The organism is Pseudomonas sp. NY15437, assembly GCF_048068435.1.
In the GTDB taxonomy this organism is placed as follows: domain Bacteria; phylum Pseudomonadota; class Gammaproteobacteria; order Pseudomonadales; family Pseudomonadaceae; genus Pseudomonas; species Pseudomonas nitroreducens_B.
On sequence record NZ_JBLUQC010000004.1, the window covers coordinates 273,613 to 287,448 of the forward strand.

General features: G+C 66.6%; 15 protein-coding genes and 1 riboswitch. Of the genes, 9 read left to right on the forward strand and 6 right to left on the reverse strand.

The window, feature by feature from the left end; all coding sequences use genetic code 11:
- Positions 1 to 11 precede the first annotated feature (11 nt).
- Positions 12 to 123, reverse strand: a riboswitch (S-adenosyl-L-homocysteine riboswitch).
- 329 nt (positions 124 to 452) lie between these two features.
- Both ACNFIA_RS11490 and ACNFIA_RS11495 read right to left on the reverse strand, forming a co-directional pair.
- On the reverse strand, positions 453 to 1,676 hold the full coding sequence (locus ACNFIA_RS11490; RefSeq protein WP_416784911.1) for a CaiB/BaiF CoA transferase family protein: 1,224 nt from the start codon (positions 1,674 to 1,676) through the stop codon (positions 453 to 455).
- A 133-nt stretch (positions 1,677 to 1,809) separates the two neighbouring features.
- A complete protein-coding gene (locus ACNFIA_RS11495) occupies positions 1,810 to 2,991 on the reverse strand; it encodes an acyl-CoA dehydrogenase (RefSeq protein WP_416784913.1) in 1,182 nt (393 codons plus the stop codon).
- 223 nt (positions 2,992 to 3,214) lie between these two features.
- On the opposite strand from ACNFIA_RS11495, the gene gcvA reads away from it, so the two are divergent.
- From gcvA to ACNFIA_RS11520, 5 genes are all read left to right on the forward strand, one after another.
- A complete protein-coding gene (gene gcvA, locus ACNFIA_RS11500) occupies positions 3,215 to 4,123 on the forward strand; it encodes a transcriptional regulator GcvA (protein ID WP_138523587.1) in 909 nt (302 codons plus the stop codon).
- 150 nt (positions 4,124 to 4,273) lie between these two features.
- The gene (locus ACNFIA_RS11505) at positions 4,274 to 4,681 is read left to right on the forward strand and encodes an acyl-CoA thioesterase (RefSeq protein WP_311197209.1); all 408 of its coding nucleotides are present in this window, start codon (positions 4,274 to 4,276) and stop codon (positions 4,679 to 4,681) included.
- Positions 4,682 to 4,874: 193 nt separating this feature from the next.
- On the forward strand, positions 4,875 to 5,882 hold the full coding sequence (locus ACNFIA_RS11510; protein WP_259757792.1) for an ABC transporter substrate-binding protein: 1,008 nt from the start codon (positions 4,875 to 4,877) through the stop codon (positions 5,880 to 5,882).
- A 67-nt stretch (positions 5,883 to 5,949) separates the two neighbouring features.
- The gene (locus tag ACNFIA_RS11515) at positions 5,950 to 6,756 is read left to right on the forward strand and encodes an ABC transporter permease (protein WP_416784916.1); all 807 of its coding nucleotides are present in this window, start codon (positions 5,950 to 5,952) and stop codon (positions 6,754 to 6,756) included.
- Complete coding sequence (locus ACNFIA_RS11520; protein WP_416784918.1) at positions 6,756 to 7,532, forward strand: ABC transporter ATP-binding protein; 777 nt, start codon at positions 6,756 to 6,758, stop codon at positions 7,530 to 7,532. Before ACNFIA_RS11515 ends, ACNFIA_RS11520 begins: the two co-directional genes overlap by 1 nt.
- Positions 7,533 to 7,538: 6 nt before the next feature.
- On the opposite strand, the gene ACNFIA_RS11525 is transcribed toward ACNFIA_RS11520, so the two are convergent.
- Both ACNFIA_RS11525 and ACNFIA_RS11530 read right to left on the reverse strand, forming a co-directional pair.
- A complete protein-coding gene (locus ACNFIA_RS11525) occupies positions 7,539 to 8,528 on the reverse strand; it encodes a TPM domain-containing protein (protein ID WP_416784920.1) in 990 nt (329 codons plus the stop codon).
- Entirely contained in the window at positions 8,525 to 9,139 is a 615-nt protein-coding gene (locus ACNFIA_RS11530; RefSeq protein WP_416784922.1) for a LemA family protein, read from the reverse strand. The genes ACNFIA_RS11525 and ACNFIA_RS11530 overlap by 4 nt, the downstream gene beginning before the upstream one ends.
- A 146-nt stretch (positions 9,140 to 9,285) precedes the next feature.
- On the opposite strand from ACNFIA_RS11530, the gene ACNFIA_RS11535 reads away from it, so the two are divergent.
- From ACNFIA_RS11535 to ACNFIA_RS11545, 3 genes are all read left to right on the forward strand, one after another.
- The gene (locus ACNFIA_RS11535; protein WP_416784924.1) at positions 9,286 to 10,116 is read left to right on the forward strand and encodes an EamA family transporter; all 831 of its coding nucleotides are present in this window, start codon (positions 9,286 to 9,288) and stop codon (positions 10,114 to 10,116) included.
- Between the two features lie 100 nt (positions 10,117 to 10,216).
- Complete coding sequence (locus ACNFIA_RS11540; RefSeq protein WP_259757786.1) at positions 10,217 to 10,603, forward strand: MAPEG family protein; 387 nt, start codon at positions 10,217 to 10,219, stop codon at positions 10,601 to 10,603.
- Between the two features lie 146 nt (positions 10,604 to 10,749).
- A complete protein-coding gene (locus ACNFIA_RS11545; RefSeq protein WP_259757785.1) occupies positions 10,750 to 11,217 on the forward strand; it encodes a c-type cytochrome in 468 nt (155 codons plus the stop codon).
- Between the two features lie 177 nt (positions 11,218 to 11,394).
- On the opposite strand, the gene ACNFIA_RS11550 is transcribed toward ACNFIA_RS11545, so the two are convergent.
- Entirely contained in the window at positions 11,395 to 11,793 is a 399-nt protein-coding gene (locus ACNFIA_RS11550; RefSeq protein WP_416784926.1) for a DUF1090 domain-containing protein, read from the reverse strand.
- 149 nt (positions 11,794 to 11,942) lie between these two features.
- On the opposite strand from ACNFIA_RS11550, the gene ACNFIA_RS11555 reads away from it, so the two are divergent.
- Entirely contained in the window at positions 11,943 to 12,932 is a 990-nt protein-coding gene (locus ACNFIA_RS11555) for an alpha/beta hydrolase family esterase (protein ID WP_416784928.1), read from the forward strand.
- Here the strand turns inward: ACNFIA_RS11555 and ACNFIA_RS11560 are convergent.
- Positions 12,929 to 13,675 (reverse strand): metallophosphoesterase, encoded by a 747-nt coding sequence (locus tag ACNFIA_RS11560; RefSeq protein ID WP_416784930.1) that lies wholly within the window; start codon positions 13,673 to 13,675, stop codon positions 12,929 to 12,931. The genes ACNFIA_RS11555 and ACNFIA_RS11560 overlap by 4 nt on opposite strands.
- Positions 13,676 to 13,836: the final 161 nt, after the last annotated feature.

Genomic DNA, 13,836 nt, shown 5'->3' on the forward strand with positions numbered 1-13,836 from the left:
CATTCGTTGTCTGCGAATGGGCGCCGTTGATGCGTTTGGCGATCGGCGATGCCGACCGTGACGCGCCCCATCCGAGCCTGACAAGCCGAAGCGAATCGACCTGCTGCAGCGCCCCTCGGACGGGTGGCGGGAACGACCGGGCTGTGCCGGTCGTTAGTGAAGCCTGCGGATTATAGCCATGGCGCCGGACAAGCCAAAGGCTTTTGGTCGCGTTCGCGCAATCGGTCGCGCCCAGGCTCCCCGTCGCGCCCGCGCCAGGGGCCGTGAAAACCCTGGCGCGGGCGTCGTGCGGGGATCGTTGGGCGCCCGCACGGGCGGGCGCCGAATATCGGTCGTAGGGCGGATGAAGCGGCACGCTTCATCCGCCGTTCCGAGCTTCGGAGTCGACGGGCGGCGGATAACGCCTGGAGCGTTATTCGCCCTACGGGCGGTTCATCGCAAGACGGTGAGAGTCAGATCACGCCGCTCTCGCGCAGCTTGCCGATCGCCGCTTCGTCCAGGCCGAGCACGCCTTCGAGGATCTCGTGGGTGTGCTGGCCGAGGGTTGGCGGTGCGTTGCGGTATTGCACCGGGGTCTCGGACAGGCGGATCGGGCTGGCCACCTGCGGCACGCTGCCGGCCAGCGGGTGCGGCAGGTCCACGCGCAGGCCGCGGGCGATCACCTGCGGGTCGGCGAACACCTGCGCCAGGTCGTTGATCGGACCGCAGGGCACGCTGGCCTGTTCGAGCACGGCGATCCACTCGGCGGTGGTGCGCATCACGGTGGCCTGGCGGATCAGCGGGATCAGCACCTCGCGGTGCGCCACGCGCGCCTGGTTGGTGGCGAAGCGCTCGTCGGTGGCCCATTCCGGGTGGCCCGCCACCTCGGCGAACTTGCGGAACTGGCCGTCGTTGCCAACCGTGAGGATGAAGTCGCCATCGGCGGTGGGGAAGTCCTGGTACGGCACGATATTCGGGTGCGCGTTACCCAGGCGGCGCGGGGGCTTGCCGGTGGTCAGGTAGTTCAGGGTCTGGTTGGCCAGGCAGGCGACCTGCACGTCCAGCAGCGCCATGTCGATGTGCTGGCCGATGCCGCTGACGTCGCGGTGGGCGAGGGCGGCGAGGATCGCGGTGGACGAGTACAGGCCGGTGAGGATGTCGGTCAGCGCCACGCCGACCTTCACCGGGCCGGCACCTTCCTCGGCGTCGGAGCGGCCGGTCAGGCTCATCAGGCCGCCCAGGCCCTGGATCATGAAGTCGTAGCCGGCGCGCTTGGCGTAGGGGCCGAACTGGCCGAAGCCGGTGATCGAACAGTAGATCAGCTTCGGGTTGAGCGCCTTGAGCGACTCGTAGTCCAGGCCATAGGCCTTGAGCCCGCCGACCTTGAAGTTCTCCAGCACGATGTCCGACTGGGCGGCGAGTTCGCGTACCAGGCGCTGGCCTTCGGGCTGGGTGAAGTCGATGGTCAGGGATTTCTTGTTGCGGTTCGCCGACAGGTAATACGCCGCTTCGCTGGTGTCGCGGCCTTCGGCGTCCTTGAGGAACGGCGGGCCCCAGGCGCGGGTGTCGTCGCCGCTGCCGGGACGCTCGATCTTGATCACTTCCGCACCGAGGTCGGCGAGGATCTGCCCGGCCCAGGGGCCGGCGAGAACGCGGGAGAGGTCGAGGACACGGATGTGCGAAAGGGCGCCGGACATGGAATCACCTGCAACGGGAATAGGGGCGGGGAGGGCGCAGTGCGGGGACGCCACGGTCCTCCCCGGGGCCTCTCGGGCGAGAGGTAAAACGGGCGCCGGCCCGGCTCTGAAGAAGCCGGCCGGCGCGAGGCGCTTAGAAGAACGCCTGGATGCCGGTCTGGGCGCGGCCGAGGATCAGCGCGTGGACGTCGTGGGTGCCTTCGTAGGTGTTCACCACTTCCAGGTTGACCAGGTGACGGGCCACGCCGAACTCGTCGGAGATGCCGTTGCCGCCGAGCATGTCGCGGGCCATGCGGGCGATGTCCAGGGCCTTGCCGCAGCTGTTGCGCTTCATGATCGAGGTGATTTCCACCGCGGCGGTGCCTTCGTCCTTCATCCGGCCCAGGCGCAGGCAGCCCTGCAGGGCGAGGGTGATCTCGGTCTGCATGTCGGCCAGCTTCTTCTGGATCAGCTGGTTGGCGGCCAGCGGGCGGCCGAACTGCTTGCGGTCCAGGGTGTACTGGCGGGCGGTGTGCCAGCAGGCTTCGGCGGCGCCCAGGGCACCCCAGGAGATGCCGTAGCGGGCGGAGTTCAGGCAGGTGAACGGGCCGCGCAGGCCGCGCACGTCGGGGAAGGCGTTTTCCTCGGGGACGAACACGTTGTTCATCACGATCTCGCCGGTGATCGAGGCGCGCAGGCCGACCTTGCCGTGGATCGCCGGGGCGGACAGTCCTTCCCAGCCTTTCTCCAGGACGAAGCCACGGATCTGGCCTTCGTCATCCTTGGCCCAGACCACGAAGACGTCGGCAATCGGGCTGTTGGTGATCCACATCTTGGCGCCGGTCAGGCGGTAGCCGCCGTCGACTTTCTTCGCGCGGGTGATCATCGAGCCCGGGTCGGAGCCGTGGTCCGGCTCGGTCAGGCCGAAGCAGCCGATGTATTCGCCGCTGGCCAGTTTCGGCAGGTATTTCTGCTTGGTGGCTTCGTTGCCGAATTCGTTGATCGGCACCATCACCAGGGAAGACTGCACGCTCATCATCGAGCGGTAGCCGGAGTCGATGCGCTCGACTTCACGGGCGATCAGGCCGTAGCACACGTAGTTCAGGCCGCTGCCGCCGTATTGTTCGGGAATGGTCGCGCCGAGCAGGCCGGTTTCGCCCATCTCGCGGAAGATCGCAGGGTCGGTCTGCTCGTGGCGGAAGGCTTCCAGCACGCGCGGGGCCAGCTTGTCCTGGGCGAACTGGTGGGCGCTGTCGCGCACCATGCGCTCTTCTTCGGTGAGTTGCTGATCCAGCAGCAGCGGATCTTCCCAGTTGAAGCTTGCTTTGGTGGCCATGGAAACCTCGAACAGACAATGTAAGGACCCGACAAGTCTAGGCGGGCCAGGTGTGGGCCATCCTAGTCAGCCGTCGGGAAGCCGGGCAACCGACTAATTCGCACGCTGTTGTGCTATTTTCTCACTCCGTAATTGCCTGGTTTCCGCTGTGAGCGCCAGTAAGCCTTTAATCAAGGCGTTCTTGGCGACTCCTGTGCATCACGATATTCCGAAGAGGCATTCGATGCGACGCAAGATACCGACCACCGCGGCGCTGGTCGCCTTCGAATCCGCCGCCCGCCACGAGAGCTTCACCAAGGCCGCCGATGAGCTGTCGCTGACCCAGAGCGCCATCTGCCGGCAGATCGCCACGCTGGAGGAGTTCCTTGGCGTCGAGCTGTTTCGTCGCTCGCGACGCGGGGTGAAACTGACCGAGGCGGGGCTCAACTACAGCCGCCGCGTCGCCCAGCGCCTGGACGCCGTGGAGCGCGACACCCTGGCGGTGATGGGCCAGCAGGGTGGCGGTACGCTGGAGCTGGCGGTGGTGCCGACCTTCGCCACCCAGTGGCTGCTGCCCCGGCTCAAGGACTTCAAGCGCCTGCACCCGGAAGTCACGGTCAACCTGACCAACCGCACCCGGCCCTTCCTCTTCGCCGACACCGAGTTCGATGCCGCGCTGTATTTTGGCGACGGGGTGTGGTCCGGTACGGTGGCCAACTTCCTCATGCACGAGAACCCGGTGCCGGTGTGCAGCCCGGAGCTGCTGGGCGGGCGCAGGGAACTGTCCGCGGCGCAGATCGCCGAACTGCCGCTGATGCAGCAGACCACCCGGCCCTACGCCTGGCGCCAGTGGTTCGGCTCGCTGGGCATGAGCGTCGCCCACGACATGAGCGGCACCCGCTACGAGCTGTTTTCCATGCTCGCCCAGGCGGCCATGCATGGCATGGGCGTGGCGCTGATTCCGCCGATGCTGATCCAGCAGGAACTGGCCGATGGCCGGCTGATCGTGCCGATGCAACATGCCTATTTGAGCGAAAATGCCTATTACCTGATGATTCCCGAACGCAAGGTGGAGTCGGCCACTCTGGGCGCGTTCCGCGACTGGCTGGTCGACGAGGCGGCGCGGTACCGCGCCGAAGCCGGCCTCGGCTGAACATCGGCTGCGCGCCGGCATGACTGCGTTGGAACAGGCACTGAGCTACGGCAAGCTGCCGGTCGCCAACCAGGGCCAGACTTGCATAGCCGGCGGGGCTTTCCCCGTCATCGCGCTCACGAGGCGCACCCCTCCCAAGAAGGAGCTTCCATGAATTTCCACACCCGCAAATGGGTCAAGCCTGAAGACCTCAACCCGAACGGCACCCTGTTCGGCGGCAGCCTTCTGAAATGGATCGACGAAGAAGCGGCGATCTACGCCATCGTCCAACTGGGCAATCAGCGCGTGGTCACCAAGTTCATTTCCGAGATCAACTTCGTCAGCTCCGCGCGCCAGGGCGACATCATCGAGCTGGGCATCACCGCCACCGAGTTCGGCCGCACCTCGATCACCCTGACCTGCGAAGTGCGCAACAAGATCACCCGCAAGAGCATCCTCACGGTCGACAAGATGGTCTTCGTCAACATCGGCCCGGACGGCCAGCCGGCGCCCCACGGCCGCACCGAGATCCTCTACATCAAGGACCAGTTCAAGGACGACGCCATTCCCCAGCCGTGATGGCTGACGCCCACCGGTGATTGCCAGCGTGCCCGGAGCCAAGCCGAACCGCGGCGAAAACCTTTGCATTTGCGTCGATTGAATGTGAGCCTTTGCCCGCCCACGGCGGGCATGGGCCGACGCGAGCTCCCCGCCGCTCCAGCAGCACTCGTTTCCTAGAATGTGTCTGCACAACAACGACCGGGGAGAGACCATGCACACCACCTTCGCCTCCGCACTGCGCCAACTGGCCGTGGCCACCTGCGCCAGCCTGCTGCTGGCCGGCGCCGCGCACGCCGCCGCGATCAAGGCCGACACCAAGCCCGAAGCCGGCACCTTCAAGATGGGCATGCAGCCCTGGCTGGGCTATGGCCAGTGGTACGTCGCCGAACAGGCCGGCGCCTTCAAGGCCAACGGCCTGGAGCAGGTCGAACTGGTCAACTTCACCGAAGACAAGGACATGAACGCCGCCCTGGCCAGCGGCCAGATCGACGGCGGCAACCTCGCCACCCACACCGCCATGGCCATGGTCGCCGCCGGCCTGCCGGTGAAGATCGTCCTGCTGCTGGACCAGAGCACCAGCGCCGACGCGCTGATCGTCGATCCGTCGATCAAGACCCTGACCGATCTCAAGGGCAAGCAGGTCGCCTACGAGGAAGGCACCACCAGCGACATCCTCCTGCACAGCGCCCTGCGCAAGGCCGGCCTGACCCTCGCCGACGTGCAGCCGGTGCCGATGCCCGCCGCCAACGCCGGCAGCGCGCTGATCGCAGGGCAAGTGCCCGCCGCCGTGACCTATGAGCCGTACCTGTCCGCCGCCAAGCAGCAGAACCCCAAGGTCAACCTGCTGTACAAGGGCTCGGATGACCCGGGCATCATCAGCGACGTGTTCGTGGTCCGCGACGAAGTCTTGAAGGAGCGTCCCGGCCAGGTGCTGGCGCTGATCAAGAGCTGGGAAGCCGGCCTGAAACACTTCAACGAGCAGAAGGCCGAAGGCCGCGCCGCCATCGCCAAGGGCGTGGGCGCCGACGAGGCCGAGCTGACCAGCGCCTTTGACGGCGTGCACTTCTACTCGGTGAAGGAGAACCAGGCCGAGTTGAAGGGCGCCTTCCAGAAAGGCTCCTTCGAGCACATCCAGAAGGCCGCCAGCGAAGCCGGCATCCTGCAGCAGCCGGTCACTCCGGCGCAGGCCATCGACGCGCGTTTCGTCGAGGCGCTCTGATCCTCTGAAGCACTGCGCGCGCCAGCCCCGGGGCCGGCGCGCGTTTCCTCCGTTCGACGAGCCGCACATGAAAGCCCGTAAATCCCACCCGCTGTTCACGATTGGCAAGCCGATCGCACAGCGTCATTTCCTGCTCATCGGCGGCGCCGTGTTCGTCCTGCTGGCGCTGCTCTGGTGGCTGGCTGGCGCCAGCGGCGCGGTGCCGAAGATCTTCCTGCCGGCGCCCGGCGACGTCTGGGCGCGCATGCTCAAGCTGGCCGCCGACGGCACCCTGTGGGCGGACCTGAAGGTCAGCGTGTACCGCATTGCCGTGGCCTTCGTGGTGTCCTCGGCGATGTCCATCGTGATCGGCGTGTTTGCCGGCTGCTATGGCTTCTGGAAGGCCGCCAGCGAACCGCTGGTGGACTTCGTGCGCTACATGCCGGTGGTCGCCTTCGTCCCGCTGACCATCCTCTGGGCCGGTACCAGTGACTTCCAGAAATTCCTCATCATCTGGATCGGCACCTTTTTCCAGCAGGTGCTGATGGTGATGGATGCCATCAAGCGCGTGCCGGCGGACTTCGTCGGCCTCGGCCGCACCCTGGGCATGCCGGATCGCCGCATTCTCCTGAAGATCGTCCTGCCCAGCGCGTTGCCGGACATCTGGGATGCCCTGCGGATCAGCCTCGGCTGGGCCTGGACCTGGCTGGTGCTGGCCGAACTGGTGGCCGCCACCTCCGGCCTGGGCTACCGCATCACGGTGTCCCAGCGCTTCTTCCAGACCGACACCATCATCGGCTACATCCTCCTGCTGGGCTTCCTCGGGCTGGTCACCGACCAGGCCATGCGCGCCGGCGAGAAGGTCCTGTTCCGCTACAACCGGAGGCGCAGCTGATGGCGACCCTGGAAATCTCCGGCCTGAACAAGAGCTTTGCCGTCGGCCAGTCGCGCCGCGAGGTGCTGCGCCATATCGACCTGACCCTGGCGGACAACGAGTTCGTCTCCATCGTCGGCACTTCGGGCTGTGGCAAGAGCACGCTGCTGTCCATCGCCGCGGGTCTCGAGGACTTCGACAGCGGCAGCGTGAAGGTGGATGGCGTGCCTATCAGCGGGCCTGGGCTGGACCGTGGCGTGGTGTTCCAGTCCTACACCCTGCTGCCCTGGCTCACCGCGCGGCAGAACGTCGAGTTCGCCCTCAAGGCGGCCGGCCTGCCCCGCGCGCAGTGCCGCGAGATCGCCGACGAGCACCTGGCCCTGGTGAAGCTGACGAAGTTCGCCGAGGCCTATCCGAACGAGCTGTCCGGCGGCATGAAGCAGCGCGTGGCGATTGCCCGTGCGCTGTCCTATCGGCCGAAGATCCTGCTGATGGACGAGCCCTTCGGCGCGCTGGACGCCATGACCCGCCACCAGATGCAGGAGTTGCTCACGCGCATCTGGGAAACCCACCGGCTGACGGTGATGTTCGTCACCCACGACGTGGAAGAGGCGGTGTACCTGTCCGACCGCATCGTGGTGATGGGCCTGGGGCCGGGGCGGATCAAGACCACCTTCGACGTGAAGCTCGGTCGCCCACGCCACGAGGACATGGCCGCCAGCGCCGAGTTCATCGACCTGCAGCGCCAGGTGCTGCGTTCGATCCGCGAGGAAGAACAGGGCGTTTCCGCCCTGTAGGGCAGGTTACCAGCGGCCCGAGGCACCGCCACCGCCGCTGGAGCCGCCGCCGCCACGGAAGCCACCGCCGCCGCCTCCACCGCCGCCACCCCGGCCGCCTCGGCCGATCGAGCTGAGGATCATCCACAGCAGCTGCAGTACGCCCGAGGTCAGCCACATCGGTGGCAGGAAGAAAATGTACAGCACCAGCGGGATCGAGAAGGAACCTATCATCTGCTGCTGCAAGGCGGCCGGATTGGCTTCGCTGAACAGCAGCACGGCCGAGGCCGCGCTGCCGACCAGTGCACTGCACAGCAGGTAGCGGCCCATGCTGCGCTGGCGCAGCCACTGCACCGGGAACAGCAGGCACAGCAGGGGCACCCCCACCAGCAGGGCGAGCAGGCCGAGCAGGCGCGCCGGCGGGATGTCCGCGGCGGCGCTGGCGTTGTGGTTGGAATAGGCGTCGCTGTAATGCTCGGCCGGTCCGGTCCGTGGAAGCTCGTCGTCGGCACTGTCCGGGGCGGGCGCTACGGCAGGCGGTTCGATCAGCGCGATCAGGCTGTCCACGCCGGCCTGGACGCCGCCAGCGAAGTCGCCGCTCTTGAAGTGCGGGACGATCTGTTCCCGGATGATCTGCCCGGCCTGCACGTCGGTGATGGTGCCTTCCAGGCCGTAGCCGACCTCGATGCGCAGCGTGCGGTCGTTCTTGGCGACCACCAGCAGCACGCCGTCATCCACGCCCTTGCGGCCCAGCTTCCACTGCTCGAAGGCGCGCACCGCGTAGGCTTCGATGCTGTCCTCGCCGGTGGTGGGAATCAGCAGCACGGCCAGTTGCGCGCCCTTGCGCTGTTCGAGGGCGGCGAGCTGGCTTTCCAGCTGCACGCGCTGGGCGGTGTCGAGGGTCTGGGTGAGGTCGGTGACGCGGGCGCTGAGCGGCGGGATGGCGACCGGCGCCGCCTGCAGCAAGGCCGCCCAGCACAGCAGCAGGGCGGCCAGCAGCCAGCGCGGCAAGGTCATTGCGCGGGTTGCGCCGGCGGGGTGCCGAAGTCCACCTTCGGCGCGGTGGAGATGGCCGCTTCGTTCTCCACGCTGAAGTTGGCCTTGGGCTTGTAGCCGAAGATCTTCGCGGTGATCACCTGCGGGAACTGGCGAATCATCACGTTGTATTCCTGCACGGCCTTCACGTAGCGGCCACGGGCAACGGTGATGCGGTTCTCGGTGCCTTCCAGCTGGGTCTGCAGGTTCTGGAACAGGGCGTCTGCCTTGAGTTGCGGGTAGTTCTCCGACACCACCATCAGGCGCGACAACGCCGAACTGAGCTGGCCCTGGGCCTGCTGGAAGCGCTTGACCGCTTCCGGGTCGTCCAGTTGGTCGGCATTGATCGTGGTGCTGCCGACCTTGGCGCGCGCCTCGGTCACCTGGGTCAGGACGCTGGCCTCATGGGCGGCGTAGCCCTTCACGGCACCCACCAGGTTGGGGATCAGGTCCGCGCGGCGCTGGTACTGGTTGAGGACCTCCGACCAGGCGGCCTTCACCTGTTCGTCGCCGGCCTGCATGGCGTTGTAGCCGCAGCCGGAGAGCAGGGTGACGAGGATGTAACCGGTGAGGAACTTGATCAAGCGGGGCATGGCAGGTGCTCGTGCTGGCGAAAATGCCCAGTCTAGGCCAGTTACCGCTGAGGAGTCAGATGGAAATGTCCGAAATACCCCGTGCTTGCCGGCGACAGGGTGGCTCGGGGTAGAATCAGGCTGGTCTATACCAGGAGTTCGTCTTCGTGCTCGCCACCACCTTGGTGCTGCTCGCCGCCCTGCTGCACGCCACCTGGAACACCCTCGTCAAGTTCAGCAACGACCGCCTGCTGGTGGTGGCCTGCATGGACGTGGTCGGCCTGGCCGCCGCGCTGCTCCTGCTGCCGTGGATCGAGGTGCCGCCGGCCGCGGTCTGGCCCTGGCTGCTGACCGCCGTCGCCCTGCAACTGGTCTACCGGGTGCTGCTGATCCAGGCGTACAAGGTCGGCGACCTGGGGTTGGTCTACCCGCTGATGCGGGGGCTGTCGCCGCTGGTGGTGCTGGCGCTGACCCTGACCTTCGGCGGCGAGCACCTGAGCGACAAGCAGATCCTCGGCATCCTGCTGATCCCCCTCGGCATGCTGTTCCTGCTCAAGGGGGGCGGCGGCTCGACGCTGCCGTGGATCGCCTATCCCACCGTGCTGCTGATGGGCCTGTGCATCGGCAGCTACACCTGGACCGACGGCAACGCGCTGAAGCTCTGGCCTCGGCCGCTGGACTACCTGGTCTGGCTGTCGCTGCTGTCCGGCCTGCCGTTCCCGCTGGTCGCACTGGTGGGGCGCACCCGGGCCTTCGCGAAATTCTGGATCAACGACTGGAAGCTCGGCCTGAGCGTGGGCTTCTGCGTGCTGCTCAGCTATGGGCTGGTGCTCTGGGCCATGCAGCTGGGTTCCATCGCCGAGGCCGCCGCCCTGCGCGAGACCAGCGTGCTGCTGGTGGTGCTGCTGGGCATGCGCTTCCTCAAGGAGCCTTTCGGCCTGCCGCGACTGGCGGCGTGCAGCCTGGTGCTGGCGGGCATGCTGGTGATGAAGCTCTGAGAATTGGCTCGCGCTACGTGCCGGGGTGCCAGGCCGGTCAAGGACCCAGCCTGCATCAATGGCCTAAGCTGCGCGCTTTCCCCTCGACGAGAGTATCGCCATGCCCATTGCCTTCTGGTGCGTCCTGATCGCGATCTTCCTGCCCTACGTGGGCACCAGCATCGCCAAGTTCACCGGCGGCGGCTTCGGCCCGCGGCAGAACCATGACCCGCGCACCTTCCTCGCCACCCTGGAGGGCTACCGCAAGCGCGCCAATGCCTTCCAGATGAACAGCTTCGAGGTGACGCCGGCCTTCGCTGCCGCGGTGATCATCGCCTACGTGGTCAACAACGCCGAACCCGCCACCATCGACCGCCTGGCGATCGCCTGGGTCACCAGCCGCCTGCTCTACCTGATCTTCTACATCGCCGACCTGGCGCTGCTGCGCTCGCTGGTCTGGTTCCTCGGCATGGGCCTGATCATCGCGATCTTCGTGGTGTCGGCCTGACGGTATACGGGCCTGAACGCCGGCTGAACGAAACGTGCGCGGCTGCGGCGGATAGCCGCAGCTTCTGGAGGGTGATCTGGAACATTCGGAAATCGGGGCGGATAATCCGGCGCTTCCGTGTCCGCCTGTCCTACATGAGTTTCCCTATGAAGTTGAAGACCCTGCTCGTTCTGCTGCTTGCCGGCACGGCGCTCGCCGGCTGCCATCGCCAGGACCCCAACTCGCCGGAGTACAAGCGCCAGGCGGTGTTCAAGGAGATGCTCAAGACCAGCGAGGACATGGGCGGCATGCTGCGTGGCCGTATCCCCTTCGATGGGGAGAAGTTCCGTGCCGGCTCCAGCAAGCTCGGTGAGCTGGCCGACAAGCCCTGGCAATACTTCCCCAGCACCCAGCCGCCGGCCGAGCAGGTGGAAAGCGACGACACCCGCGCCAAGGCGGAAATCTGGCAGCGCCAGCTGGAGTTCCAGGCCGATGCCAAGACCTTCGAACAGGCCGTCCGCGCGCTGGGCGAGAACACCCGCAACGCCACGCCGACGCCCGAGGGCGTGCGCAAGGACTTCGCCGCGGTGGAAGACGCCTGCGAAGCGTGCCACAAGAAATTCCGCGCGCTCTGACGCCAGACCTTCTGCGCCGCTGCTTTTCGTAGGAGCGAGCTTGCTCGCGATCAGGCCGTCGGATTAAGCGCGCTGGCGGCCCGTGCTGTCCTGTAGAGGTGTGCTGCGACGCGCTTTGCGAGCAAGCGCGCTCCTACAGACAGCGCGGCCCCACAGAGGCGGCTCCAGGGCGCGGCCTTACTCCTCCAGCTCGCGCTTGGCCTGCTCCAGCTCGGCGCGGGCCTCGGCCAGCTTGTCCTTGCGCTTCTCGATCTTCGCGGCGTCGCCCTTGTTCATCGCCTTGCGCAGGTCCTGCTCGCGCTGGGCGACTTCCTTCTCGGCATCCAGCACGTTCTGCTTGCGTTCCTGCGCCAGACCGGCGTCGGTGCAGTAGGTCTTTACCTTTTCCAGTGCGGTCTGCAGCCCGGCGACGCGGTTGCCGTTGCCCTGGGCCTTGGCCTGCTCCAGCTGGTTTTCGAGCGCCGCACGCTTGGCGGCGCAGCCGGTCAGCGGTGGCTTGGCGGCCTCGGCAGCGAGCAATGGGCTTGCGCAGCCGAGGGCGAGAACGGCGGCCATCAGGGCAGAGCTTCGGAACATTTTCAGAATCCTTGGTTACCAAACACTATGACGTTGGAGTCAACGGCTAGAGTGTGCCATGGAAGGGCAAGGCAGAGGCTGCCCTGGGACAAATGCCTCGGGATCAGGCCGGACTCGCAAGGCCCGCCGGGCGGGCAAGGAGTGGCGGTATGCGGCTGGCGATGCGGATCGTGCAGACACTCATCGCACTGTTGGTGCTGGCGCTGATGGCGGGCGCCTGGTGGTACGTGCCCGGCGAGTTGACGCAACGGCCTCAACTGAGCGGCAGCAGCGAGGATGCCTCGGTGCGCCAGGGCGAGCGGCGACGCAGCTATGTGCTCTACGTACCGCGGAAACTGGCCGAGCACCCGGCGCTGCTGGTGGTCCTGCACAGTTCGCAGAGCAACGGCGAGCGCATGCGCCGCGACAGCGGCTACCGTTTCGATGCCCTGGCCGACCGCGACGGGTTCCTGGTGCTGTACCCCGATGGTTTCGAGGGACACTGGAACGATTGCCGGCGGGTGGCCGCCTACAGCGCACGGCGGCTGAACATCGACGACGTCGGCTTCCTCTCGCAGATGATCGAACGCCTGCAGCGCGAGCGCGGCGTTGACCCTGCGCGGGTCTTCGCCACGGGCTACTCCAATGGCGGGCAGATGGCCCTGCGCCTGGCCGCCGAAGCGCCGGACAAGGTCAATGGCATTGCCGCGGTGGCTGCCAGCCTGCCCGCCGCCGACAACGACGCCTGCCTTCCTGCCGACCGCCCCATGGCCGCGCTGTTGATGAACGGCACCCGCGACCCGATCAATCCTTACGCCGGCGGCCGGGTCACCCTGTTCGGCCTGGGGGATCGCGGCAATGTCCTGTCGGCCGAGGAATCCGCCCTCGCCCTGGCTCGGCGCAATGGCCAGGGCGGCGAGCCGCAGGTGGACAAGCTGACCCAGCCGGGCCCGGTGTGGACGCAGCGGCAGCGCTGGACTGCCGAGGGCCGGCCGCCAGTGGAGCTGGTAACGGTGTTCGGGGGTGGGCATCTGCTGCCGCAGCCGCTATACCGGCCGCCGCGGCTGCTGGGCCGGGTCGACCCGGAGCTGGATGGGCCCGCGGAAATCTGGCGTTTCTTCAGTGAGCTGTCGCCGAACGGACTTGGGCTGGCACGCTAGAGATCGATGACCCGGCAGGGATCGAAGCCGTTGTCCTCGCCGGGATAGCCGCCGGGGTTGGCGACGATGCGTGCGGCGCCGATGCGGTAGTCGAGGCACGCATGCACATGTCCGTGGATCCACAGGTCGCAGCGTTCAGCCAGGCCGTCGAGGTTCGACGCGAAGGCGGGCGACAGGGCGTCGCCGACGTAATCCGCGGGAATCGAGCGGGGGCTGGGCGCGTGGTGGGTCACCACCACGGTGGGGCCGGCGAAGGGTTGGGCCAGTTCGGCTGCCAGCCATTCGCAGCTGGCATGGCACAGTTCACGGCTCTTGGCCGGCGTGAAGGGTTGGCCGAAGTAATCCACCGAGCTGAATTCCGGCATCAGCAGGTCTGCCTGCTCGTAGGCGAGCGCTGATGCGCGGTCGCCGTAGAGCTGGAAATCCGTCCACAACGTCGCGCCCAGGAAGCGAACGTTCCCCACGACCACCGCATCCTGTTCGAGGAAGTGGATGTTCAGCGCCCGGGCCAGGTTGCGCATGGCCTGGACCAGTTCGGGCAGGTCGGAGTGATAGAACTCATGGTTGCCGGCGACGTAGATGATTTCACTGTCGGGGAATTCCTCACGCGCCCAGTGCAGCCCCTGTAGGTGCTCATGGATGTCTCCCGCCAGTACCACGACGTCCGCTTCGGCAGTAGGAAGCATGCGGTGGCCATTGGGGAAATGTTCGTGGTGAAGATCGGACAGGACTCGCAGACGCATGGCAAACAACTGGTATCTAGGAATGTGCCGAGCATAGCGAAGGACGCGGCCTTTGACATGAGTCATGGCATCGCGGCTCTGCGTCTAAAGACCCTTCTAAATTAAGGGATAATTCAGAAGAACCCGCCAGCTTCCACCTGGGCCGCCGTGTTGGCGCCCTT